Annotated in this window: 12 protein-coding genes and 2 pseudogenes; 9 read left to right on the forward strand and 5 right to left on the reverse strand. The window is 74.8% G+C overall.

Annotated elements, in window-relative coordinates; genetic code table 11:
* The 5 genes and pseudogenes from ACIPYS_RS07895 to ACIPYS_RS07915 form a co-directional block, all read left to right on the forward strand.
* On the forward strand, positions 1-690 hold a 690-nt coding region (locus ACIPYS_RS07895), incomplete at its 5' end, for a tetratricopeptide repeat protein (protein ID WP_400744597.1).
* Between the two features lie 73 nt (positions 691-763).
* Positions 764-943: pseudogene (locus tag ACIPYS_RS07900) on the forward strand (HNH endonuclease); the annotation flags it as partial.
* 63 nt (positions 944-1,006) lie between these two features.
* A pseudogene (locus ACIPYS_RS07905) lies at positions 1,007-1,569 on the forward strand (winged helix-turn-helix domain-containing protein).
* Positions 1,566-2,105: a transposase gene (locus ACIPYS_RS07910; protein WP_400744724.1), complete on the forward strand. Its 540-nt coding sequence runs from the start codon at positions 1,566-1,568 to the stop codon at positions 2,103-2,105. Before ACIPYS_RS07905 ends, ACIPYS_RS07910 begins: the two are co-directional and overlap by 4 nt.
* Positions 2,106-2,931: 826 nt before the next feature.
* On the forward strand, positions 2,932-3,945 hold the full coding sequence (locus ACIPYS_RS07915; protein ID WP_400744600.1) for a methyltransferase: 1,014 nt from the start codon (positions 2,932-2,934) through the stop codon (positions 3,943-3,945).
* Positions 3,946-4,221: 276 nt separating this feature from the next.
* On the opposite strand, the gene ACIPYS_RS07920 is transcribed toward ACIPYS_RS07915, so the two are convergent.
* From ACIPYS_RS07920 to ACIPYS_RS07940, 5 genes are all read right to left on the reverse strand, one after another.
* Positions 4,222-4,911, reverse strand: a complete 690-nt coding sequence (locus tag ACIPYS_RS07920) for a hypothetical protein (protein ID WP_400744602.1) — start codon at positions 4,909-4,911, stop codon at positions 4,222-4,224.
* 161 nt (positions 4,912-5,072) lie between these two features.
* Positions 5,073-5,876: a shikimate dehydrogenase family protein gene (locus ACIPYS_RS07925; RefSeq protein ID WP_400744605.1), complete on the reverse strand. Its 804-nt coding sequence runs from the start codon at positions 5,874-5,876 to the stop codon at positions 5,073-5,075.
* A 19-nt stretch (positions 5,877-5,895) separates the two neighbouring features.
* Positions 5,896-6,975, reverse strand: a complete 1,080-nt coding sequence (locus ACIPYS_RS07930) for a 3-dehydroquinate synthase family protein (protein WP_400744608.1) — start codon at positions 6,973-6,975, stop codon at positions 5,896-5,898.
* 47 nt (positions 6,976-7,022) lie between these two features.
* Positions 7,023-7,991, reverse strand: coding sequence for an ROK family protein (locus ACIPYS_RS07935; protein ID WP_400744611.1), 969 nt, complete (start codon positions 7,989-7,991; stop codon positions 7,023-7,025).
* An 83-nt stretch (positions 7,992-8,074) separates the two neighbouring features.
* Complete coding sequence (locus tag ACIPYS_RS07940; RefSeq protein ID WP_030397945.1) at positions 8,075-8,515, reverse strand: type II 3-dehydroquinate dehydratase; 441 nt, start codon at positions 8,513-8,515, stop codon at positions 8,075-8,077.
* A 168-nt stretch (positions 8,516-8,683) separates the two neighbouring features.
* Here ACIPYS_RS07940 and ACIPYS_RS07945 point away from each other — a divergent pair, with 168 nt between their 5' ends.
* The 4 genes from ACIPYS_RS07945 to ACIPYS_RS07960 all read left to right on the forward strand — a co-directional run bounded on the left by ACIPYS_RS07945 (position 8,684) and on the right by ACIPYS_RS07960 (position 26,054).
* A complete protein-coding gene (locus ACIPYS_RS07945) occupies positions 8,684-9,850 on the forward strand; it encodes a DegT/DnrJ/EryC1/StrS family aminotransferase (RefSeq protein WP_400744614.1) in 1,167 nt (388 codons plus the stop codon).
* An 8-nt stretch (positions 9,851-9,858) separates the two neighbouring features.
* Positions 9,859-10,965 carry a Gfo/Idh/MocA family protein gene (locus tag ACIPYS_RS07950; protein ID WP_400744617.1) on the forward strand — a complete coding sequence of 369 codons (1,107 nt, stop codon included), beginning with the start codon at positions 9,859-9,861 and terminating at the stop codon, positions 10,963-10,965.
* A gap of 188 nt (positions 10,966-11,153) precedes the next feature.
* Positions 11,154-11,870, forward strand: a complete 717-nt coding sequence (locus ACIPYS_RS07955; protein WP_400744620.1) for an HAD-IA family hydrolase — start codon at positions 11,154-11,156, stop codon at positions 11,868-11,870.
* Between the two features lie 468 nt (positions 11,871-12,338).
* Positions 12,339-26,054, forward strand: a complete 13,716-nt coding sequence (locus ACIPYS_RS07960) for an SDR family NAD(P)-dependent oxidoreductase (RefSeq protein ID WP_400744623.1) — start codon at positions 12,339-12,341, stop codon at positions 26,052-26,054.
* Positions 26,055-26,056: the final 2 nt, after the last annotated feature.

Consider the following 26,056-nt stretch of genomic DNA (forward strand, 5'->3'; position numbering starts at 1 on the left):
CAGGAGGAGGGGCTGACAGCCGTCCAGGAAGCCGTCGGCCACTACCGGGCCCTGGCCGAGGCGAACCCGGACGCCTACCTGCCCGACCTCGCCATGGCCCTCAACAACCTCTCCGTTGATCTTGGTGATGCCGGCCGGCGGGAGGAGGGGCTGACGGCCGTCCAGGAAGCCACCGGCCACTACCGGGCCCTGGCCGAAGCCAACTCCGACGCCCATCTGCCCAATCTCGCTCGCGCCCTCAGCAACCTCTCCGTCCAGCTCGGTGATGCCGGCCGGCGGGAGGAAGGGCTGACAGCCGTCCAGGAAGCCGTCAAAATCCGCCGCACGCTGGCCGAGGCGAACCCGGATGCCTACCTGCCCGACCTCGCCATGGACCTCAACAACCTCTCCGTTGATCTTGGTGATGCCGGTCGGCGGGAGGAGGGGCTGACGGCCGTCCAGGAAGCCGTCAGGATCCGCCGCACGCTGGCCGAGGCGAACCCGGATGCCTACCTGCCCAACCTCGCCTCTTCCCTCAACAACCTGTCCATCCAGCTCTCTGATGCCGGTCGGCGGGAGGAGGGGCTGACAGCCGTCCAGGAAGCCGTCACCATCTGCCGCACGCTGGCCGAGGCGAACCCCAACCTCTTCGGACCAGCCCTGCAAGAGTCCTTGGACACGGCCGCCTGGCTTGAAAGACTTGGACCCTAGCCGAGTGAGACAGAGACCGCCGCACGCTCCGGCCGGGAAGATGACACGTTCGGAATGACGCTCCCTGCCAGTCGGTGGATATGCCTGGAATACCGGACGTCGCGAGGCGTACGCCAATGACCAGGGCAGTCCGTTGACACTGGTCGCGGTGACCGCGAAGTCGAACCGGGCGAAGGCCGACAAGGACCCGACGGATTGGCTTCCGCCGCTGGCCGAGGTCCATTGCCGGTACGCGGCCGAGTGGGTCTCGACCTACTGAGGTTTTCGTTGTGTTGTCGGTGGTGACAGGTAGTGATCCCTGCGGTATGCCGGTGGTATGCGGTACGCGCAGGGTGGGGGCCTGACCGCTGAGCGGCGGGCGTTTCGTGAACAGGTGCGGCTGGAAGCCGGTGCCCGGTTCGAGGCCGGCGAGAGGACTTCGGCGATCGCCCGGGACCTGCGGGTCAGCGAGCGGTCGGTGGAGCGCTGGCGGCGGGCCTGGCGAGAGGGCGGCGAGGAGGCCCTGCGCTCGTCGGGTCCGGCAAGTGTCCCGAAGCTGTCGGATGACCAGTTTGCCGAGCTGGAAGAGGAGCTGGGCAAGGGGCCGGCCGCTCACGGGTTCGAGGACCAGCGGTGGACGTTGGCCCGCGTTCAGACAGTGATAGGCCGTCGGTTCCGGCTGCGGCTGTCGGTCGCGACCGTCTGGCGGCTGCTGAAGCGGCACGGCTGGTCCTGGCAGGCCCCGGCCCGCAGGGCTCTCGAGCGGGACGAGCACGCGGTCGAGCTGTGGAAGCAGGTGGGGGTACCCCCGCTTGCGGGGGAGTGTGGCCCCGGGTAAAAGCACCGCGGCGGCGCTCGGGGCCTGGGTCGTCTTCGAGGACGAGGCCGGGTTCGCGATGACGCCGCCGCGCGCCCGCACCTGGGGCCGACGCGGACACACGCCCGTCGTCCGCGTCCGGGGCCGCTCCCGCCGCCGGATCTCGGTGGCCGCGCTGTGCTGCTACAAATCCGGGCAGAAGAGCAGGATGATCTACCGCCCCCGCTTCCACCTTCTGCTCAAAGGTGCCCGCAAGAGCTTCGCCTGGACCGACTACCGCGACCTCGCCGTCCGGGCACACATCCAGCTCGGCGGCCCGATCGTCCTGGTCTGGGACAATCTGAACACGCACCTGGCTGTCGGCATGAAGCGATACGCGGCCGAACACGACTGGCTCACCGTGTTCCAACTTCCCTCGTACGCGCCGGACCTCAACCCGGTCGAAGGCCTCTGGTCACTTCTGCGACGTGGCCCGATGGCGAACACCGCCTTCACCGACCCCGACCACCTCACCGGCGCCCTTCGCAGAGGCCTTCGACACATCCAACTTCGGTCCGCCCTTATCGACGGATGCCTCGCTGGCACTGGGCTGTCGCTCGGTCCACCGACCCCGCCCTGAAAACCTCAGTAACTGCGCTGGAGCCTGGCCGCCGACTGGGCCGAGGCAGGGGCACTGGCCGGCATCGCCCAGCGGTGCCCGACCACGACCGTGGTGTATGAGCTGGCGGCCTAGTAGTGCTTTGTTAGGTGGTGTCGTAGGGCTGCCATGGGGTGGGTTGTCGGCAGGTGGGGCAGGTGCCGGTCCAGGTGGCGACGAGGTGTTGGAGGAGGTCCAGGGCCTGGCCGAAGGTCAGGCCCTGGCCAGGGCTTTTGGGAGGGCGCGCTGTTCGGTGAGGAACAGGTGGGCGGCGCTGACGAGGGTGACTGAGACCTGTGGTTGCCATGACGGGCTGACCTCCCGGTGTCGTGCTGACGTTTTGCTGACCCGGATGGTCGATCACGTCCCTGAGCTGGGCAGAAACGTGGAATGCGTGATACTTGAAGAAGTACGGCGGTCTGTAGAGGGCCAGGAAGACCTGAGGCGAACAACGCGTCACCCCTCGAGTCCGGTCCGTCACCCCACCGCGTCGACTGACCGCACTCGGAGGCGCATCATTCATCCGGGAAAAGGCATTACATGAGCACAAATCATGCCAGTGAAGAGAAACGGAGAGGAGGCGTCCTGTTTGAGGTCAAGGGCCGCTCGCGGCACCGACAGTCCCGCGAGTGCGGCGGGCGATGGCGTCGATCAGGTGCACGGTCAGGGCGAAGCTTGTGCAGGATCCCGTCGGCCAGGACCTCGACCTCGCCGGTGGCCTGCTGTCACGGCGAGCCGCTGCTCCGTCCGGGGGTTCGGGACCTCGGATCGGGGCGGCCGGGGCCCCGGCTTCCCTAGCATGGCGTCCATGACCACCCAGGCTCCTGCCGTCGCCACCCTCCGCCTGCTGGGCGGGTTCCAGGTTTCGCAGGCTCTCTACGTCGCCGCCCGCGCCGGTGTCGCCGACCGACTTCTCGACGGGCCGGTCGCGTTGGGAGTCCTGGCGGACTCCGTCGGGCTCCGCCCGGATCCGCTCCGTCGGATCCTGCGGGTGCTCGGCTCGGAGGACGTCTTCGCCTTCGACCAGCAGCAGGATGTGGTCGCACTCGGCCCGCTCGGTCACACCCTCGTCACCGGCGGGGCGGACTCGGTGCGCAGCATCGCCCTCGCCTGGATGGAGACCCACTACGCGCCCTTCGCGGAACTCTGGGGAACGGCGACGACGGGAGTACCGGCTGCGGAACTGGCCTTCGGTCGGCCCTTCTTCGACTGGCTCGGCCAGGACTCCGCGCGTACCGCCACGTTCACCGCCGCGATGGCGGACTTCACCCTGGCGGTCCGGCGACATGCCTTCTCCCGGGTCGAGTTGGACGGGGTGGGCACGGTGGTGGACGTCGGCGGTGCCGACGGTACGGTGCTGGCCGGTCTGGCCGAGCGGTACCCGGCGGTGCGCGGGGTCGTCTTCGACCTGCCGCATGTGGTCCGTGGCGCCGAGGCGGTCGTGCGGGCACGGGGGGTCGGGGACCGGATCTCGGTGGTCGGCGGGGACTTCTTCGTCGAGGTGCCGTCCGGTGACTGCTACCTGGCCTGCTTCGTGCTGCACGACTGGTCGGACGAGCAGGCCGCGCGGATCCTCGCCCGGATCCGTGAGGCCGCGGCAGTCGCGGACGCGCGCCTGGTCCTGGTCGAGACGGTGCTCGACGTCGGCCCCGCTCCACAGGTGGCGCAGCTGCTCGACCTGACGATGCTCGGCCTGGTCGCCGGCCGGGAACGCACGACCGGGGACTGGCGCCGTCTGCTGGCAGGATCCGGGTTCCGGCTGGAACGGGTACGGGTCACGGAGGGTCCGATGTGCGTGATCGAGGCACGTCGGCTGCCCTGAGGCCTGCCCTCGTCATCGAGGGAAACCCCGTGGCGGGCCGGGCGGTCCACCCTGCACTGTGTGCCCCTCCGGGGACTCTCGGGATCGGCACGGTACGCCCTCCGCAAACTGGCCCGGAACGCGATTCGCATACGCCGTGGGCACGTTCACGGCAGGATCCCGGTCAAGTCAGTGGTGCACTGTCAGGTGGTGCTCGGAGACGAGCCCGGCGTGCTCGGAGCCGCGTCGACGGTGCGGATCGGTGGCCTGGTTCTGCCGGGCCTCGGGCACGGAGTGTCAGAAGTTCCGGGCCAGCGCGGTGCAGGCGGCGGTCGTGATCAGCCAGAGGAGGACGGGGACGGTCACGAGGACGGCGGAAGGCATCGGCAGGGACACGAAGCAGAGGGAGCCGATGAACGCGAGGACGAGGGTGATGACGGCGACGGTGCCGAACCGGGCGGCGCGCGGGCCCGGGCGTGACCAGGCCAGGCCGTGGGTGGTGACCGCCGAGCCCAGGCCGATCAGGAGGGGGACTCCGAACGAGACGAGGTAGGACACGTCCTGGTTGTCGGTGCGGTGACCCTGGTGGGTGAGCGCGGCCACCCGCCCCCGGTAGACGGTGAGGTCGACCTCCGCGCCGACCCTTACCCGGTCGTAGAAGGCCTCGGGAACCTCGTAGCCCCGTTCGGGGGCCGCCGCGCGCGCCACGGTCACCGTGTGGCCGGCCGACGGGTTCGCCGCGCCGGGGCCGGCGCCGGGGTGGACGTTCTTGGCCGTCACCCTGCCCGTCTCGTGCCGTACGCAGCTCGCACCGGGGCGCTGCTCCGCCGCACTGCACGCCGGGGCGTTGCGGTAGGCGTACACGCGGATGTCGGCCCGGGCGAACCAGAGGAAGCCGGCAACGGCGGCGGCCAGTCCCGCCAGGACGAGCAGAGCCTGGACCAGGGAGCGGTCCGGACCCCTTGTCCTCCTGGTTCGAGCGTTCATGGCCGCCTCCCGGGATCGCCGTGGACGGACGCCTCCCCGACGCCCCACGAAGGATGCTGCCAGGGATGCGGACGACAGGGCAGTGGGGAACACGTCCGGGGTGAAGTCGTGGGAGGCGCCTGCCCGTTCGGGGATCGCCGGCGGTACCGGAAGAGCGGCGGCTATCCCGGAAGGCGGAAGAAGGAGCGGTAGAGCGGCAGTTGCTCGGTGAGCATGTGGATGCCGGGGTGGGTGGTGAGGCCGAGGGCGGCGGCGCCGCGGAGCAAGGGGGTCTCGGCGGGCGTCATGATGATGTCGGCGACCAGTGTGCCGGGCGCGAGTGCTGCCGGGTCGAAGGGGAGCGGGTCGGCCGGGTGCAGGCCCAGTGGGGTGGCGTTGACCGCGAGGTCGATGTCGGTGGGCGGGCGCGGGGCCGCGGCCACGCGGCCGGGCCAGCGGGTGCCGAGCCGCTCCAACAGGGCGTCCACCCGGGCCCGGTCGGGATCGGTGACGGTGAGTGCGGCGGCCCCTTCGGTGAGCAGGGCGGCGGCGATGGCGAGCCCCGCACCTCCGGCGCCGGCCAGCGCCACCCGCAGCCCGGCCGGGGGGTGCCCCGCGGCGGCCAGGCCCCGGACGAACCCCGCGCCGTCGAAGTTGTCGCCGTACCAGCGGCCGTCCGGCTCGCGGCGCAGCGCGTTGGTGCTGCCCAGCAGGGCGGCGGCGTCGCTGAGTTCGTCGGCGTGCCCGCACATCGCCAGCTTGTGGGGGACGGTGACCAGCAGGCCGTCCAGGTTGGCGACGGCCTTCAGTCCTCGCACGACCTCGTCCAGCCGGTCCGCCGGGGCGTGGACGGGGACGAGGACGGCGTCCACGCCGTTAGCTGCGAAGAGTCGGTTGAGCAGCGCGGGCGCCTTGGCCTGGGCGATCGGGTCGCCGAGCACCGCGAACAGCCGGGTGTGCCCGGAGATCGGCACGGAGATCGGCACGGAGGGAGGAAGGGGCACCTCAGGCCTCCCGAGTGGCGCGCGGCATGGCGTCCAGGGCGCGGGCGACCAATGACTCGGGGACGTCGCGGACGAGTTCGGCGCCGCGCGGGCCGTCCAGGACGAAGGAGAGCCCGTCGACGGCCTTCTTGTCCAGCCGCATGAGGGCGATCAGCGCCCCGGTGCCGACCTCCGGCGGCAGCGCGGTCGGCAGCCCGTAGTGGGCCACCACCTCGTGGTGCTCGGCGACCCGCTCGGGGCCGATCCGGCCGAGGGCGCCCGCCAGTCGGCCGGCGAAGACCGTGCCGATGCCGACCGCCTCGCCGTGGCGCAGCCGGAAGTCGGTGGCGCGTTCCAGCGCGTGGCCCAGGGTGTGGCCGTAGTTGAGGATGTGCCGCAGTCCGGTGTCGCGCTCGTCGGCGGCCACCACGGCGGCCTTGCGGGCGACGCTCGCGGCGATCTGCTCGGGCAGCGGCAGGTGGCGGAGGTCCCCGGCGCCGATGAAGTGGCAGCGGGCGATCTCGCCGTAGCCGTTGACGCGTTCGCGCGGCGGGAGGGTGCTGAGGTAGTCGGTGTCGCAGAGAACGGCGGACGGCTGCCAGTACGCGCCCACCAGGTTCTTGCCCTCCGGGAGGTTCACCGCCGTCTTGCCGCCGACGCTCGCGTCGACCTGGGCCAGCAGCGAGGTGGGCAGGTGCACCACCGGCACACCCCGGTGGTACAGGGCGGCGGCGAGCCCGACCGCGTCGGTGGTGGTGCCGCCACCGCAGGAGACCACCGCGTCCGCCCGGCCCAGGCCGAACGCGGTGAAGCGGCTGCACAGTTCGGCCACCCAGGCGAGGGACTTGCCCTCCTCGCCGTCCTTCGCCTCCACCACCAGGGTGTCGAGGCCGGTGTCGGGCAGCCACTCGGCGGGCCGGGCGCTGACCACCGCGACCCGGCGGGCGCCGATCCCCGCGAGTACGCCGGCCAGCCGGTGGCGGGCGCCGGGGCCGATCAGCACCGGGTAGCCGCGCTCACCGAGTTCCACGTCGATGCGGCGCAGCCCGCCGTCCGTGCGGACGGGGGTCGCCGTGCGGACGGCGGGTTCTGTGGTGGTCAACTCGGCTCCCAGGGATGGTCGGTGTGGTGGCGATCGGTGGAGCGGTTTCAGGACGCGGGCTGCAGCCGCGCCAGCGCGAGGGCGCCGTGCAGGGAGGACAACCCGCCGAGCACGGCCGGCCGGATCGCGGGGGCCGGGCCGCCGGGGCGGGCCAGCACGGCGGCGTGCGCCTGCACCCGCGCCGTGAAGCCGGGCAGTCCCTCGGCGAACCCGCCGCCCAGCACGGTCAGTTCGGGGTGGAAGAGCTCGCCGAGCGAGACGGCCGCCGCCGCCAGCGCGGCACAGGTCTCCTCGACGGCCTCCACCGCCCACGGTGCGCCCTCGGCCAGCCCGGTCCGCAGCTCCGCGTACTCGACCGGCGCGCCGCGCAGCAGTTCCGCGCGCCGCAGGGTCGCCGGACCGGAGGCGGTGGCCTGCAGGCAGCCGCACCGCCCGCAGTCGCAGACCGGGCCCCGGCGGTCGACGATCAGGTGCCCCGCTTCGCAGGAGCCGCGCCCCGGGCCCGGCAGCGGCGCGCCATCGTGTACGACACCGCCGCCGACTCCCGTCCCGACACCCAGGTAGACCACGTGCCGGGACCCGGCGTGCTCCGCCTCGGCGAGCGCGGCGAGATCACCGTCGTCCGCCCAGGCCAGTGCGGCGTCGGGGAAGAGCCGCCGCAGCGCCGGGAGGAGGTCGAAGCCGCGCCAGCCGGGGCGGCCCGGCCAGGCGAGCACCCGGCCGTCCGGGCCGACGGTCGCGGGCACGGCCACCCCGACGGCCGCGAAGTCGCCCTCCCAGCGCTCGCGCAGGTCGGCGACGGTGCCGGCCAGCGCCGTCCAGTCGGCGTAGGCGCCGGCCACCCGGGCGCCGGGCCAGCGCAGCACGGCCTCCTCGGTGCGGACCGGCCCGCCGGGCGGGCCGTCCTCGGCGCGCAGCGCCACCTTGGTGCCGCCGATGTCGATGCCGAGCACACCCCGGGAGGCTGCCGGCGACTGGGCCGTGGGGGCCTCGGCCGTCGGGGCCTGGGCTGTCAAGCCCTGGACCGTCGGGCCCTGCGCCGTCGCGGCCTGCGGCGTCGCCGTGGTGTCTCCCGGGGCGGTGCCCGTCGCGAGGCCCATCAGGACGCCGGGACCTTCGCCAGCAGCGCCTGCGCGGCCAAGCGGTAGCCGAGCGCGCCGAGCCCGACGATCACGCCCGAGGCCAGCGGCGCCAGTACCGACTCGTGCCGGAAGGACTCCCGCGCCCAGACGTTGGACAGGTGCACCTCGACGAAGGGCCGCGGATAGGCGGCGAGCGCGTCGCGCAGTCCCCAGCCGGCGATCATCAGCGCGCCCGGGTTCACGATCGCCCCGACGGAGCCGTCCCAGGCGTCCTGCACGGCCTCGATCAGCTGACCCTCCGACTCGCGCTGGACGGAGACCACCTTCCAGCCCCGGCCGGCCACCTCGGCGGCGACCGCGGCCTCGATGTCGGCCAGGGTGTCGGTGCCGTAGACCTCCGGTTCGCGACGGCCGAGAATTCCGAGATTGGGGCCGTTCAGCAATAGCAGTTCGCTCATATTCCGGTTATAGCAGCGAGTTTCCCCGGCGAACCCCTCGGACGGCTGCCGAACTGCAGGACAAGGGCTTTCTAGGGGGGTGGGTAGGGGAGGTGACGGGCCGCATTTCCTGGGTTAGCGTGCCGTTCCAGTTCCACGGTCCCCCTACAGGAAAGGCTGCGCGGAATCATGACTGCCCAAGGACGTCCGGCCCCGGAGTTCCCGGTCTGGCCGCAGTACGACGATGCCGAGCGCGAAGGACTGCTCCGGGCACTGGAGCAGGGCCAGTGGTGGCGGATGGGCGGCAAGGAGGTCGACACCTTCGAGCAGGAGTTCGCCGACTACCACGGCGCCGCGAAGGCGCTCGCCGTCACCAACGGCACCCACGCGCTGGAGATCGCCCTCCAGCTGCTCGGGGTCGGCCCGGGCACCGAGGTCATCGTGCCCGCGTTCACCTTCATCTCCTCCTCCCAGGCCGCCCAGCGGCTCGGCGCCACCGCGGTGCCGGTCGACGTCGACCTCGACACCTACAACCTGAGCCCCGAGGCGGCCGCCGCCGCGATCACCCCGCGGACCCGCGCGATCATGCCCGTCCACATCGCCGGCCAGATCGCCGACCTGGACGCCCTCGACAAGCTCGCCGCCGACTCGGGCGTGTCGATCGTGCAGGACGCCGCGCACGCCCACGGCGCCCGCTGGTGCGGCCGCCGGGTCGGCGAGCTGGGCTCGATCGCCGCGTTCAGCTTCCAGAACGGCAAGCTGATGACCGCCGGCGAGGGCGGCGCCGTCACCTTCCCGGAGAGCGCGCAGTACGACGAGGCGTTCCTGCGGCACAGCTGCGGCCGCCCGCCGACGGACCGGAAGTACTACCACCAGACCTCCGGTTCCAACTTCCGGCTCAACGAGTTCTCCGCGAGCGTCCTGCGCGCCCAGCTCGCCCGCCTGGACAGCCAGATCGACGTCCGCGAGGAGCGTGCCAAGCAGCTCAAGAGCCTGCTGACGGAGATCCCCGGCGTGGTGCCGCAGGGCCACGACGAGCGGGCCGACCGTGTCCCGCACTACATGGCGATGTTCCGGGTGCCCGGCCTCGGCGAGGACCGGCGCAACGCCCTGGTCGACGACCTGATCGCGCGCGGCCTGCCCGCGTTCGTGGTGTTCCGCGCCATCTACCGCTCGGACGGCTTCTGGGAGTCGGCCGCGCCCGACACCACCGTCGACGCCCTGGCCGAGGCCTGCCCCAACAGCGAGGCGCTCACCGCCGACGGCATCTGGCTGCACCACCGCACCCTCCTCGCGAGCGGGCAGGCGATCGAGGACACCGCGCAGATCATCGCCGACGCCCTGGCCGCGGTGTGAACGCGCGGGTGAGCACCGCCGGACCGGGGCCGGCCGCCCCGGTGCGGGTGGCTGTCGTCGGCCTCGGCTGGGCGGGCCGCACCATCTGGCTGCCCCGGCTGACAGCCCACCCGGCCTACCGGGTCACCGCCGTCGTCGAGCCCGGCCCCGGCGGCGCGGAGCACGTGCCGTCCGGCGCCGTCCTCCTCGCCGACGCCGACCTGCTCGGCCCCGACGTCGACCTCGCGGTCGTCGCGGTGCCCAACCACCTGCACACCCCGGTGGCCGAGCGTCTGCTCGCCCGCGGCATCCCGGTGTTCCTGGAGAAGCCGGTCTGCCTCAGCGCCGCCGAGGCGGACCGGCTGGCCGCAGCCGAACGTGCCGGCGGGACCGTTCTGCTGGCGGGCAGTGCCGCCCGCTACCGGCAGGACGTCGCCACTCTGACCGACCTGGCGGCGGACCTCGGCCCGATCCGCCACGTCGACCTCGCCTGGGTCCGTGCCAGCGGTGTCCCCGACGCCGGCGGGTGGTTCACCAGCCGGCGGCTCTCCGGTGGCGGCGCCCTGGTCGATCTGGGCTGGCACCTGCTCGACACGGCCCAGGCCGTGCTCGGCGGCGACGTCCGGTTCCCGTCGGTGCTCGGTTCGCTCTCCGCCGACTTCGTCAACGACGGCAGGCGCGGCGCCGGCTGGCGCGGCACCGACGGGCCGGACGGTGCCGGCGACGTCGAGGACACCGCCCGCGGCTTCCTGCTCACCGACACCGGCGTCTCGGTGGCGGTGCGGGCGAGCTGGGCCTCCCACGAGCCCGTCGACACCACCCGGATCACGGTGGAGGGCGCCACCGGTTCCGCGACCCTGGAGTGCACCTTCGGCTTCAGCCCGAACCGCCGGGTCCCGCGCCTCACCCGGACCCGCGACGGCGTCACCACCGAGGTCCCGCTGCCCGGGGAGGACGTCGGCACCGAGTACGTGCGCCAGCTCGACGAGCTGCCCGCCCTGCTCGCCGACCCGGCCTCGCGCGGCGCGGCCGTGAACCGCGCCCACCACACCATCTCGGTCATCGAGCGGCTCTACGAGGCGGCCCGCGCCCCGCGGCCGCGGCTCGCCGACGAGGCCGCGGCCCTCGCCCTCTGACCGTCGTAGCCGTTCGACTGCCGTCGGTGCCCGACCGCCGTCCCCGCCGTCCCGGCCACTCCTTGTCGAGCCGCGGCTCGAACCGAGCAGCCCCGTGCCCCGGCCCCGGAGGCCGTGCCGATCCCGTCGGCCCCGGGGCGCCAGGCCCGGCCACCCGTCCGGGCAGCCCCTCGTCCCATGGAGATCCCATGCCGATCGACCAGCCCACCGCCACCGCCCCGACCACCGGGCCCGACGGGCACGCACTCGCCTACCGCCTCCCGCTGCGCGCCGTGGTCTTCGACCTCGACGGCGTCATCGTCGACAGCTTCGACGTGATGCGCCGGGCGTTCCTCGCCGCCTACGAGGAGGTGGTCGGCGACGGCAACCCGCCGTTCGAGGAGTACAGCCGCCACCTGGGCCGCTACTTCCCGGACATCATGCGGATCATGGGGCTGCCGCTCGCCCTGGAGGAGCCCTTCGTCCGGGAGAGCTACCGGCTCGCCCCGGAGGTCACCGTGCACGCGGGGGCGCGGGAACTGCTCGTCGAGCTCAACCGGCGCGGCATCCGGCTGGCCGTGGCCACCGGCAAGAGCGGCCCCCGGGCCCGCTCGCTGCTCGACCAGCTCGGCCTGCTGCACCACTTCGACCACGTGCTCGGCTCCGACGAGGTCGCCCGGGCCAAGCCCGCGCCCGACATCGTGCTGCGCGCCCTGGAACTGCTGGACGTGCCGGCCGAACGGACCGTCATGGTCGGTGACGCCGTCACCGACCTGGCGAGCGCCCGGGGCGCCGGGGTCGGCGCGATCGCGGCGCTGTGGGGCGAGACCGACGAGGCGGCGCTGCTCGCCGAACGGCCCGACGCGGTGCTGCGTCGGCCCGCCGACCTGCTCACCCTGCTGCCCGAACCCGCCCCGGCCCACTGACCGGCCTGACCGGCTGCGGGTCCGGACCGTCCAGCCGCCCCACCGGCCGGTCCGCCCGCTCCGCCCCGCCCCGCCCCGCCGTGCCCACGCCCGGCGGGGCGGCGCGGTTCCCGGCCGCGGTGCGGCCGCCGCCCCCGCTCCCCGCTCCCGTGAATAGGGCCCGTATAGGGGGTCGGATAGGGGCGGCCGGGAGCCCCCGCCGTACGAGACTGTGACCGGCGGGAATTCGCGTACGGCGGCCCCGGAAAGGCCGCCCCGAAAAGACTTCCCGGAAAACGCGGCCCGGAAATGCGGCGGCCCCGTACGGGGGAAAGCAGACCGGAAGCGGAATTCCCTGACCGCCGCCGACCCCGGGTGCCGGGCGGAAACCGAATGCCCCGCTCCAGGCCCGAGCCGCCCCGAGCCCGAGCTGCCCCGACGCCGACCCGACCCCGACGCCGACCCGAACCGACCCAAGGAAGTGACGGCATGTTGCGCACCGAGCTGATCCGGCCGCTGCCCGAACTGCTGGCCGAGCACGCCCGCGACAGCTCGGACCGGACCGCGTTCCGCGACGCCGTCCGCGGCGTGACCTACGCCGAGCTCCACACCCGCACCGGCCGGCTCGCCGGCCACCTCGCCGACCTGCGGCTCCAGCCCGGCGACCGGGCCGCGATCCTGCTCGGCAACAGCGTCGAGGTGGTGGAGTCGTACTTCGGCATCCTGCGCGCCGGCGCCATCGGCGTCCCGCTCAATCCGCACGCCACCGAGGCCGAACTCACCCATCTGCTCGACGACAGCGGCGCCCGCGTCGTCATCACCGACGCCGCCCGGGCAGCCGGCCTGGACGCCCTCGCCCGCGCCCGGGCCGACCTGAGGGTGATCGTCACCGGGGAGGGCCCCGTCCCGGCCGGCACCCTCTCCTTCGAGACCCTGGCCACCACCGACCCCGCCACCCCCGCGCGCGACGACCTCGGCCTCGACGACCCCGCCTGGATGCTCTACACCTCCGGCACCACCGGCCGGCCCAAGGGCGTGCTGTCCACCCAGCGCAACTGCCTCTGGTCGGTGGCCGCCTGCTACGTGCCGGTGCCCGGCCTGAGCGCCGAGGACCGGGTGGTCTGGCCGCTGCCGCTGTTCCACAGCCTCTCCCACATCGCCTGCGTGCTGAGCGTCACCGCCGTCGGCGCCACCGCCCGCATCCTCGACGGCTTCGCCGCGCGGGACGTCCTGGACGCCGTCCGCGAGGAGTCCGCGACCTTCCTGGCCGGTGTGCCCACCATGTACCAGCAACTGGTGCGCGCCGCCCGGGAGGACGGCTTCACCGCGCCGGCGCTGCGGATGTGCCTGGTCGGCGGCGCGATGACCACCGCGACGCTGCGGCGCTCCTTCGAGGAGGCGTTCGGCGCGCCGCTCATCGACGCCTACGGCTCCACCGAGACCTGCGGCTCGATCACCGTCAACTGGCCCACCGGCGCCCGCGTCGAGGGCTCCTGCGGCCTGCCCGTCCCGGGCCTGGGCGTGCGCCTGGTCGACGCCGGGACCGGCCTGGACGTCGCGGACGGGGAGGAGGGCGAGGTCTGGGTGCGCGGCCCGAGCGTGATGCTCGGCTACCACAACCAGCCCGAGGCCACCGAGCAGGCGCTGCGCGGCGGCTGGTACCACACCGGCGACCTCGCCCGGCGCGACGGCTCCGGCTACTTCACCATCACCGGCCGGATCAAGGAACTCATCATCCGCGGCGGCGAGAACATCCACCCGGCCGAGGTCGAGGAGGTGCTGCGCGGCGTGCCCGGGGTCGCGGACGTCGCCGTCGTCGGCAAGCCCCACGAGGTGCTCGGCGAGGTGCCGGTGGCCTTCCTGGTGCCCGGCCCCGGCGGCCTCGACCCGGAGGCCCTGCTGGCCGCCTGCCGGGAGCGGCTCTCCTACTTCAAGGTCCCCGAGGAGCTGTACGAGACGGAGCGCATCCCGCGCACCGCCTCCGGCAAGATCACCCGGCATGTGCTGCTCGACGCGCCCGCCCGGCTGCGGGCGGCCGGCGGCAGCCACTACGAGCACCTGTTCCGGGTCGACTGGCTACCGCTCTCCTCCGTCCCCGGCGCCCGCCCCGCCGCCGGCACCTGGGCGGTGCTCGGCGCGGACGGCTTCGGCCTCGCCGACGCCCTCGGCGCCGCCGGCCACCCCGACCCGGCCGCGCTGGCCGCGTCCGGCCCGCTGCCCGATGCCGCCGTGCTCGGTGTCGGCGCCGGCACCGGCCTGCGTACCCCCGGACCGCTCGCCGCCGACGTCGAGGACGCCGTGCGCGCCCTGGACGGACAGCTCACCGCCTGGCTCGCCGAGGAACGGCTCGCGGACACCGTGCTGGCCGTCGTCACCCGGGGCGCCGCCGGACCGGGCGGTGCCACCGACCTCGTCCAGGCCGCGCTGCGCGGTGTGGTCCGGGCCGCCCGGGTGGCCAACCCCGGCCGGTTCCTGCTGGTCGACCTCGACGCGGAGGAGAACGCCGCCGACGCCCTCACCACCGCCGTCGCCTCCGGCGAACCCGAACTCGTCGTCCGCTCCGGCGTGGCGCTGCGCCCGCGTGCCGCCCGGGTGTCCGCCGCGCTCGCCCACGGCGAGCCCGGCGCCCGCTTCGACCCGCGCCGCGCCGTCCTGGTCACCGGCGCCGACGGGCCGGCGGCCGCCGCCGTCGCCCACCACCTGGTGGCCGGCCGGGGCGTGCGCCGGATCCTGCTCACCAGCCCCCACGGCCCCGCCGACCGGGCGGCCGCGGAACTCGCCGCACGGCTCACCGCCGCCGGCGCCGAGACCACCCTCAGCGCCCTCGACCTCGCCGACCGCGACGCCCTCGCGGACTGGCTGGCCGGGCCGGGCGCGCGCTTCAACGCCGTCGTCCACACCCCCGGCGCGGCCTTCCCCGGTCTCGGCGCCGCGCTCGCCGCCGCCGTCAACCTGCACGAACTGACCGCCGGCACCGAGCTGTCCGCCTTCGTCGTGCACACCCCCACGGTCGGACCGCTCGGCACCCCGGGCGCCCCCGGGGAGGCCGCCGCCGCGGCGTTCCTCGACGCCCTCGCCCATCACCGCAGCCGCCACGGCCTGCCCGGCCTCGCCCTCATCACCGGCCCCGCCGACGGGGACGGACGCCCCGTGCCGCCCGGTCTCGGCCGGCTCACCGCGCAGGAGAGCGCCGCCGCGTTCGACGCCGCCCACCTGGCCGACCACACCTCCCTGCTGCTGCTCCGGCTCGACCCCGAAGGGCTGGACGCCCTCGCCCCGCAGGACGTCCCGGCCCTGCTGCGCGACCTCATCGACACCCCGGCCGGCCCGAGCGCCCCGGACACCGCGACCGCCGCCGCACTGCGCCGCCGCCTGGCCGGTCGCCCGGCCGCCGACCGGCAGCGCGAGCTGCTCGACCTCGTCCTCGCGGAGACCGCCGGGCTGGCCGGTGACGGTCCCGACCCGATCCGCCCCGACGGCCCGTTCAAGGACCTCGGCTTCACCTCGGCCACCGCCGTCGAGCTGCGCGGCCGCCTCACCGCCGCCACCGGCCTGCGGTTGCCCGCCACCCTCGCCTTCGACCACCCCAACCCGACGGCCGTCGCGGCCTTCCTGCTGAACGCGCTGACCGGCCGTCCGGCCACCGCGGCCCGGCCCGCGCCCGTGCCGCGCGCCGTGCCGCCCGCCGAGGACCCCGTCGTGATCGTCGGCGCCGCCTGCCGGCTGCCCGGCGGCGTCGCCTCCCCGGCCGACCTGTGGCGGCTGGTCGCCGAGGGCACCGACGCGATCACCCCCTTCCCCGCCGACCGCGGCTGGGACCTCGACGCCCTCTACGACCCGGACCCGGCCGTCCCCGGGACCTCCTACGCCCGTCACGGCGGATTCCTGCACGACGCGGGCGGGTTCGACGCCGCGTTCTTCGGGATCTCGCCGCGTGAGGCGCTGGCGACGGATCCGCAGCAGCGGCTGCTGCTGGAGACCTCCTGGGAACTGCTGGAGCGCGCGGGCATCGACCCGACCTCGCTCAAGGGGCAGCCGGTCGGTGTCTACGCGGGGCTGATGTACCACGACTACGCCACCGACCTCGCCGAGGTCCCGGACGGCCTGGAGGGCTACCTCGGCACCGGCAACGCCGGTTCGGTCGCCTCCGGCCGGATCTCCTACACCCTCGGTCTCGAAGGTCCGTCGGTGACGGTGGACACCGCCTGCTCCTCCTCCCTGGTCGCCCTGCACCTGGCCGCGCAGGCGCTGCGCGACGGCGAGGCCACGCTCGCCCTGGCCGGCGGCGCCGCGATCATGGCCCGGCCGACGTCCTTCGTCGAGTTCTCCCGCCAGCGCGCGCTCTCCGCCGACGGCCGGGCCCGGGCCTACGCGGACGCCGCCGACGGCACGGCCTGGTCCGAGGGCGTGGGCCTGGTGCTGCTGGAGCGGCTGTCGGACGCGCGGCGGCTGGGGCACGAGGTGCTGGCGGTGGTGCGGGGTTCGGCGGTGAACCAGGACGGTGCTTCCAACGGTCTGACGGCTCCGAACGGTCCCTCGCAGGAGCGGGTGATCCGGGCGGCTCTCGCCAGTGCCCGGCTGACGGCGGCGGACGTCGACGTGGTGGAGGGTCACGGGACGGGGACGTCGTTGGGCGACCCGATCGAGGCGCAGGCGGTGCTGGCCACCTACGGGCAGGATCGTCCGGCCGAACAGCCGCTGTGGCTGGGTTCGTTGAAGTCCAACATCGGCCACACCCAGGCCGCCGCCGGTGTCGCCGGTGTGATCAAGATGGTCGAGGCGCTGCGGCACGGTGTGCTGCCCAAGAGCCTGCACATCGACGTGCCCAGCACCAAGGTGGACTGGGAGTCCGGCGCGGTCGCCCTGCTCACCGAGCAGCGGGCCTGGCCGGAGGTCGACCGGCCGCGCCGCGCCGCCGTCTCCTCCTTCGGTGTCAGCGGCACCAACGCCCACGTCATCCTGGAGCAGGCCCCCGCCCAGGAGCCGGCGAACCGGCCGGTGCCCGTCGGACTCGACGGCGAACTCGACGCCGGTTCCGGCACCCCGGTGCCCTGGCTGCTCTCCGCCCGTTCCCCCGAGGCCCTGCGCGAACAGGCCGACCAGCTCGCCGAGTTCGCCGGGGCCAGGCCCGTCGCCGAGGCACCGGCCGTCGCGCGTGCGCTCGCCGGCTCCCGGGCCGCGCTGGAACGGCGGGCCGTCGTGGTCGCCGCCGACCGGACGCGGGCGCTGAGCGGGCTGCGGGCGCTGGCCGGCGGCGAGGCCGCGGCCGGGCTGGTGTCGGGTCGGGCGGAGGTGAGTGGTCGTTCGGTGTTCGTCTTCCCGGGTCAGGGCTCGCAGTGGGTGGGGATGGGTCGGCGGTTGCTGGCCGAGTCGGTGGTGTTCGCGCGGGCCCTGGAGGAGGCCGCGGAGGCGCTGGAGCCCTATACCGACTGGTCGTTGTCGGATGTGGTGAATCAGGTGCCGGGTGCCGCTTCGCTGGAGCGGGTGGATGTGGTGCAGCCGGTGTCGTTCGCGGTGAACGTGGCGCTGGCCCGCCTCTGGGCGTCGCTGGGTGTGGTTCCGGACGCGGTGGTCGGCCATTCGCAGGGGGAGATCGCGGCGGCGCACGTGGCCGGGATCCTTTCCCTGGAGGACGCGGCGGCGGTGGTGGCGTTGCGGTCGCAGGCCATCGCGCGGGGTCTGGCGGGACGCGGTGGCATGGTGTCGATCGGGCTGCCGCTCGCAGAGGTGAGCGGCGCACTGCCCGACGGTGTGGAGATCGCGGCCGTCAACGGGCCGTCCTCAGTGGTTGTCGCCGGTGACCCGGCCGGTCTGGACACCGTGGTGGCCGCCTTCGAGGAGCGCGGCGCCCGGGTGCGCCGGATCCCCGTCGACTACGCCTCGCACACCGCGCACGTGGAGTCCATCGAGGCGGAACTCGCCCAGCTGCTGGGCTCGGTGGAGCCCCGGACCGCCACGATCCCCTTCCTCTCCACCCTGGAGAACCGCTGGTTGGAGGGTCCGGAGCTGGACGCGGGGTACTGGTACCGCAACCTGCGGCAGAGCGTGCGTTTCGCCGAGGCCGTCGGGACCCTGGCGGGCGAGGGCTTCCGGGCGTTCGTCGAGGTGAGCGCGCATCCCGTGCTGGCGCACGCCGTCGTCGAGGTCCTGGAGGAGGCCGTCGAGGCGCCGACGGTCGTCACCGGGACCCTGCGGCGCGAGGACGGCGGCTGGGACCGGGTCCTGCTCGCCGCCGCCGAACTCCACGTCCGCGGCATCCCCGTCGACTGGTCCACGGCCCACACCGGGGCCGGCGCCGTCCGCCCCTCCGAACTGCCCACCTACCCCTTCCAGCACCAGCGCTACTGGCTCCGGCCCGGCCGCGCCGCCGGTGACCTCTCCGCCGTCGGACTGGACAAGGCCGGCCACCCGCTGCTGGAGGCCGAACTGCTGCTCGGCGCCGAGGAGGGCGCCGTCTTCACCGGCCGGATCACCGAACGCACCCTGCCCTGGCTGGCCGACCACCGGGTCGGCGGCGCGCTGCTGCTGCCCGGCACCGCGCTGCTCGACGCCCTCGCCCACGTCGGCCGCCGGCTCGGCGCGCCCACCGTCGAGGAACTGACCGTCTCCGCCCCGCTCGTCGTCCCGGACGGCGGCGGCCTCGACCTCCAGGTCCACGTCGGCGACGCCGAGGACGGCCGCCGCACCGTCCGGCTGCTCACCCGCACCGGCACCGGCCTGCCCTGGCAGGTCAACGCCACCGGAACGCTCGCCCCGGAGGGCCCGGAGCCCGCCACCGCCGACGAACTGACGGTCTGGCCGCCCGCCGGAGCCCGTCCGCTCGACCTCGACGGCCTCTACGACCGGCTCACCGTCGCCTACGGCCCCGCGTTCCGCGCCGTCGAGGCCGCCTGGCTCGCCGACGGCCGGCTCTACGCCCAGCTCCGCCTGCCGGACACCACCTCGGACACCGCCGACTACGGCCTGCACCCCGCCCTGCTGGACGCCGCCCTCCACCCGCTCGGCGAGGCCGGGTTCTTCCCGGGCGCCGACGTGCCCAGGCTCGCCTTCTCCTGGGCCGGCGTCCGCCTGCACGCCGTCGGTGCCGAGGCGCTGCGCGTGGTCGTCACCCCCGCGGGCCCCGACACCCTCACCGTCCGGGCCGCCGACGACACCGGCGCCCCCGTGGTGGACGTCGAGGCCCTCACCGTCCGGCCGGTGGACCCGCGCGCCCTGACCGCCGGTCCGGCGGACGACGCGGCCCTGTTCGAGGTCGACTGGGTCCCGGCACCCGAGGCCGCACCCGGGGCCGCCCTGTCGCCCGCCGACTGGGCCCTCCACGGCGAGCTGCCCGAGGACGGCGCCCTGCCGCCGCTCGTGGTCCTGCCCGTCGGCGTCGGCGCCCCCTCCGACACCGTGCCCGAGCGCGCCCACGCCGTCGGCCACGACGTCCTGCGGGCGCTCCAGACCTGGCTGGCCGACGACCGGACGGCCGACTCCCGGCTCGTCGTCGTCATCCGGCGCGGCGAACTCGTCCAGGAACCCGTCCGGGGCCTGGTGCGCACCGCCCAGTCGGAGAACCCCGGCCGCTTCGTGCTCGTCGAGGCCGACGACCCGGCCGCCGACCCCGCCGGGGCCGCCCGGGCGGTGGCCGCCGTACCGGGCGACGAACCGCAGCTGGCGCTGCGCGACGGGCGACGGCTGGTCGCCCGCCTGCGCCGCCCGGCCGCCCGGCCCGCCCCCGCGGACGGCACGCCGTCCCCCCTGGCCGGCGGCACCGTCCTGGTCACCGGCGCCAATGGCGGCCTCGGCCGCCTGGTGGCCCACCACCTGGCGGCGGTCCACCACGTCGCGGAGCTCGTGCTCCTCTCCCGCTCCGCCGTGCCCGCCGACCTGCTCGAAGAACTCGCCGCGCACGGCACCCTGGTCCGCGCCGAGGCCGTCGACACCGCCGACCGCACCGCGCTGGCCGCCGTCGTCGACACCCTCGCCGACCGGCTGACCGGTGTCGTCCACGTCGCCGGGATCGTCGACGACGGCGTGATCGAGGCCCTGGACGCCGCCAAGTGGCACAGTGTGCTGCGCCCGAAGGTCGACGCCGCCTGGCACCTGCACGAACTCACCGCCGGCCTCGACCTGGCCGCCTTCGCGCTCTACTCCTCCGCCTCCGGCGTGCTCGGCGGCTCCGGCCAGGGCAACTACGCGGCCGGAAACGCCTTCCTCGACGGCCTGGCCGCCCACCGGCGCTCGCTCGGACTGCCCGCCGTGTCGCTCGCCTGGGGCCTGTGGGCCGAGGCCGCCGGCATGGGCGGCCGGCTGAGCGACACCGACCTCGCCCGGATGGCCCGGGTCGGCACCCGCCCCCTCGCCGCCGCGCAGGGCCTCGCCCTGCTGGACGCCGCACTCACCGGCGGGCCCGCGGCCGTGGTGCCGATCAGGCTCGACGTCACCGGCGTCCGGACCGAGGACCTCCCGCCGCTGCTGCGCGACCTGGCACCCGCCGCCCGCGCACCCCGCGCCCTGCGACGGGCCGCCGCCCGCACCGCCGCGGACGGCGCCGGGACCCTCGCCCGACGGCTCGCCGGACTCTCCGCCGCCGACCGCGACGAGCTGCTGACCGCCCTGGTCCGCGACACCGCCGCCGCCGTCCTCGGCCACGGCTCCGCCGCGGCGCTGGACGTCGACAAGGCGTTCAAGGAACTCGGCATCGACTCGCTCACCGCCGTCGAACTCCGCAACGCCCTCGGCGCCGTCACCGGCCTGCGCCTGCCCGCCACCCTGGTGTTCAACTACCCGACACCCAAGGCCCTCGCCGCCCACCTCGCGACCGAACTCGTCGGCGAGGAACCGGCCCCCGCCGCCCCCGCCGCCCCTGCGGCACAGGCCGCCGGGACCGAGGACGAGCCGATCGCGATCGTCGCCGTCGGCTGCCGCTTCCCCGGCGGCCTCGACTCCGGCGAGGACCTCTGGCGCTTCGTCGCCGGTGGCGGCGACGCCGTCACCGGCCTGCCCACCGACCGGGGCTGGGACCTCGACGGCAGCTACGACCCCGACCCCGACGCCCCCGGCCGCACCTATGTGCGCGGCGGCGGATTCCTGCCCGGCATCGCCGACTTCGACGCCGCCTTCTTCGGCATCAACCCGCGCGAGGCCCTGGCGATGGACCCGCAGCAGCGGCTGCTGCTCGAAGTCGCCTGGGAGACCCTGGAGCGTGCCGGACTCGACCCCACCGCCCTGCGCGCCACCCCGACCGGCGTCTTCATCGGCACCCACGGCCAGGACTACGGCACCCAGGGCACCGGCGGCGCCGCCGACGAGGGCTACCTGGTCACCGGCAACGCGGGCAGCGTGCTCTCCGGCCGCCTCTCCTACGCCCTCGGCCTGGAGGGGCCCGCGATCACCGTCGACACCGCCTGCTCCTCCTCCCTCGTCGCCCTGCACCTGGCCGCGCAGGCGCTGCGCGCCGGGGAGTGCACGCTCGCCCTGGCCGGCGGCGCCTCGGTGATGTCCACGCTCGAAGGCCTGGTCGGCTTCTCCCGGCAGCGCGGCCTCGCCGCCGACGGCCGGAGCAAGGCCTTCGCCGACGCCGCCGACGGGTTCGGGATGTCCGAGGGCGTGGGCCTGCTGCTGCTGGAGCGGCTGTCGGACGCGCGGCGGCTGGGGCACGAGGTGCTGGCGGTGGTGCGGGGTTCGGCAGTGAACCAGGACGGTGCTTCCAACGGCCTCACCGCCCCGAACGGTCCCTCGCAGGAGCGGGTGATCCGGGCCGCGCTCGCCAACGCCCGACTGACGGCGGCGGACGTCGACGCCGTCGAGGCGCACGGCACCGGCACCCCGCTCGGCGACCCGATCGAGGCACACGCCCTGCTCGCCACCTACGGCAAGGACCGCCCGGCCGAACAGCCGCTCTGGCTCGGGTCGGTGAAGTCCAACATCGGCCACACCCAGGCCGCCGCCGGCGCCGCCGGTGTGATCAAGATGATCGAGGCGCTGCGCCACGGAGTGCTGCCGCAGACCCTCCACGTGGACGCGCCCAGCTCGCACATCGACTGGTCCTCGGGCGGCATCGCCCTGCTCACCGAGCAGCGGCCCTGGCCGGAGGTCGACCGCCCGCGCCGGGTCGGGGTCTCGGCGTTCGGCGTGAGCGGGACGAACGCCCACGTGATCCTCGAGCAGGCCGAGCCGGTGGATCCGCCGGCCGCGACCCTCGTCGCCGACGGGGACGGTCCGGTGGCCTGGGTGGTCTCCGGCACCTCGGAGGCTGCTCTGCGGGAGCAGGCCGCGCGGCTCGCGACGTACGCGCAGCGGCAGCCGGAGCCGGACCTCGCGGCCACCGCCCGCGCCCTCGTCACCGCGCGCACCCGGTTCCCCGAGCGGGCCGTCGCTGTCGGAGCCGACCGGGCCGCGCTCGTCGACACCCTGAGAGCCCTGGCCGAGGGCGAGGGCGCGCCCGGGCTGGTGTCCGGTCGGGCGGAGGTGGGTGGTCGGTCGGTGTTCGTGTTCCCGGGTCAGGGTTCGCAGTGGGCGGGGATGGGGCGGCGGTTGCTGGCCGAGTCGGTGGTGTTCGCCGAGGCTCTCGGTGAGGTCGACAAAGCCTTGGAGCCTTATGTCGACTGGTCGTTGCTGGATGTGGTGAACCAGGTGCCGGGGTCCGCTTCGTTGGAGCGGGTGGACGTGGTGCAGCCGGTGTCGTTCGCGGTGAACGTGGCGCTGGCGAGGTTGTGGGCGTCGTTGGGTGTGGTACCGGATGCGGTGGTGGGCCATTCGCAGGGGGAGATCGCGGCGGCTCATGTCGCGGGGATCCTCTCGCTGGAGGACGCGGCGGTGGTGGTGGCGTTGCGGTCGCAGGTCATCGCGCGGGGTCTGGCCGGACGCGGCGGCATGGTGTCGGTGGCTCGGCCGTTCGCAGAGGTGAGCCGTGCACTGCCCGAGGGCGTGGAGGTCGCGGCCGTGAACGGTCCGTCCTCGGTCGTCGTCGCCGGTGACCCGGCCGGCCTGGACACCCTGGTGACTGCGTACGAGGAGCAGGGCGTGAGGGTACGGCGCATCGCCGTCGACTACGCCTCGCACACCTCTCATGTCGAGTCGATAGAGGCCGAACTCGCCCATCTGCTGAGGCCGGTGAAGCCGCAGCCCGCTACAGTGCCCTTCCTCTCCACGGTCGAGAACCGTTGGCTGGAGGGTCCGGAGCTGGACGCGGGCTACTGGTACCGCAACCTGCGGCAGACCGTGCGCTTCGCCGAGGCCGTCGGGACGCTGGCGGGCGAGGGCTTCCGGGCCTTCGTGGAGATCAGCGCGCACCCCGTGCTCGCGAACGCCGTCATTGAGGCGCTGGAGGAGGCCGTCGAGGCGCCGACGGTCGTCACCGGGACCCTGCGGCGCGAGGACGGCGGCTGGGACCGGGTCCTGCTCGCCGCAGCCGAACTCCACGTCCGCGGCATCCCCGTCGACTGGTCCTCCGCCTACGCCGAGGCCGGCGCCGTCCGCCCCTCCGAACTGCCCACCTACGCCTTCCAGCATCAGCGCTTCTGGCTGGAGCCCGTCGCCTCCACCGGTGACGCGACCGCCTTCGGGCTCGCCGCCGCCGAGCACCCGCTGCTCGGAACCCTGGTCGAACTGCCCGACGGGGGAGCGGTGTTCACCGGACGGCTGTCGATCCGCTCGCACCCGTGGCTGGCCGGCCACGCCGTCTCCGGGACGGTCCTGCTGCCCGGGGCGGCGTTCCTCGAACTCGCTTTGCGCGCAGGGGAGCAGACCGGTCTCGGCCGCCTGGAGGAACTGGTCGTCGAAGCCCCCGGGATCCTGCCCGGACGCGGCGGTCTGCAGGTCCGCGTCACGGTCGATCCGGCCGCTGCCGACGACGACCGCCGGGCCGTGCACGTGCACTCGCGTCCCGAGGATGCCGAGGGCGGCGCCTGGACCAGGCACGCCACCGGCTTCCTGGCGGCCGAGGCCGCACCGGGGTTCGGCTACGAGCAATGGCCGCCGGCCGGCGCGGAGCCGGTCGCGGTGGACGGCTTCTACGAGCGGCTGGCGGAGGCCGGCTACGAGTACGGCGACGCTTTCCGCGGTCTGCGGGCCGCCTGGCGCTCCGGCGAGGAGGTCTTCGCCGAGGTCGCGCTGCCGGAGGAACTGGCCGACTCCGCCGGGCGGTTCGGACTGCACCCGGCCCTGCTGGACGCCGCCCTGCAGTCCGCCAACCTGGGCGCGGCGCCGGTGGCCGGACCGGGGGAGGTGCTGCTGCCGTTCGCCTGGAACGACGTGGCCCTGTACGCGTCCGGGGCCACCGCGCTGCGGGTGCACTCCCGCCGGGAGGGCCCGGACAGTGTCTCCTTCGCGCTGACCGACCCGGTCGGCCGGCCCGTCGGCGCCGTCGGGGCGCTGGTCCTGCGGCCGGTGGCGCCCGAGCGGCTGTCCACCGCCCGTGCCGCCGCCGCCGAGCACCTGTACCGCCTCGACTGGGCGCCGGCCGACCTCCCCAGGGCGGCGGGCCCGGTCGCCGAGGTGGACGTGCTCGACCTGACCCGCGCGCCCGAGGGGCTGTCGGCACCGCAGGCGGCCCGCACGCTGGCCGGTGCCGCGCTCGGCGGGATCCAGGAGCACCTGGCCGGTGACTCCGCCCGCCCGCTCGCCGTCCTGACCGCGAACGCGGCCGCGGATCCGGCGGCCTCCGCCGTCCGGGGTCTGGTCCGCACCGCGCAGCTCGAACACCCGGGCCGGATCGTCCTGGTGGACACCGACGGCTCGGCGGCGCCCGCCTCGCTGCTGGCCGACGCCCTCGCGTCCGGCGAACCCCAGGTGGCGTGGCGCGACGGGGGAGCTGTGGTGCCGCGCCTGGTACGCGTCGAGCTGCCGTCCGGGGCCGGTCCGGTGCTGGATCCGGCGGGGACGGTGCTGGTGACCGGTGGCACGGGGACGCTGGGCGGTCTGGTGGCCCGGCGCCTGGTGGAGTCGCACGGGGTGCGCCACTTGCTCCTGGTGAGCCGTCGCGGCGCGCAGGCGCCGGGTGCGGCGGAGTCGGTCGAGGGGCTCCGGGCACTCGGGGCGTCGGTGGAGGTGCTGGCGGCCGACGTGTCGGACCGCGCCGTGGTGGACGCGCTGGTGGCCGGTGTGCCGACGGACCGTCCGCTGACGGCCGTGGTGCACACCGCCGGGGCGCTGGCCGATGGTGTGTTCGAGGCGCAGTCCGCCGAGCGGTTGGACGAGGTGTTCGCGCCGAAGGCGGACGCGGCCTGGCACCTGCACGAGGCGACGAAGGACCTCGGCCTCACCGCCTTCGTCCTCTTCTCCTCCGGCGCCGGCGTGTTCGGCAGCGCCGGGCAGAGCCTGTACGGGTCGGCGAACGGCTTCCTGGACGGGTTGGCCGGGTGGCGTCGTGAGCGGGGCCTGCCGGCGGTCTCGCTGGCCTGGGGCCTGTGGGCCGAGGCCAGCGGCCTGACCGGCCACCTGGGCGAGGCCGACCGGGCCCGGCTGGCCCGCGGCGGCCTGGCGGCCATGCCCACGGAGGAGGCGCTGGCGCTGTTCGACGCCGCGCTGCGTTCTCCGGAGGCGCTGTTGGTGCCGACCCGGCTGGACCGGGAGACCCTGCGCAAGCAGGCGGCGGGCGGTGAGCTGGACCCGCTGCTGCGCGGTCTGGTCCGCACTCCCCGCCGCACCGCCGCCACCGGCGCGCCCGCCGGGGACGGCCGCGAGGTCCTGCTCCGCCGGCTCTCCGCGGTGGGCGAGGCGGAACAGCTGCGGCTGCTCCTGGACCTGGTCCGGGCCGGCGCGGCCAAGGTGCTCGGCCAGAGCATCGACGAGACGGTGAAGCCCGCGCAGGCGTTCAAGGACGTCGGTTTCGACTCGCTGACCTCGCTGCGGATCCGCAACAGCCTCACCGAAGCCACCGGGGTCCGGCTCCCGGCCACCCTGGTCTTCGACCACCCGACTCCGGCCGCCGTCGCCGAGTACCTGCGCGACCGGCTGGGCCTGGCGGGCTCGGTGGCCGTGCCGCCGGTCCTGCTCGAACTCGACCGACTGGAGCAGGCGTTGACGGCCACGGCCGGGACGGCCGGCGCGCCCGGGGCACCCGACGGACTGCGCGCCCAGGTGGCCGCCCGCCTGGAGGCCCTCACCGCCCGCTGGGCGGAGTCGGGCGAGCAGCCCGAGGCGGAGGGCGTCGACCTGGGCGCGGCCTCGGACGACGAGCTCTTCGACCTGATCGACAACGAACTCGGCCTTTCCTGATG

This window comes from Kitasatospora sp. NPDC089913, from assembly GCF_044748625.1.
In the GTDB taxonomy this organism is placed as follows: Bacteria; Actinomycetota; Actinomycetes; order Streptomycetales; family Streptomycetaceae; genus Kitasatospora.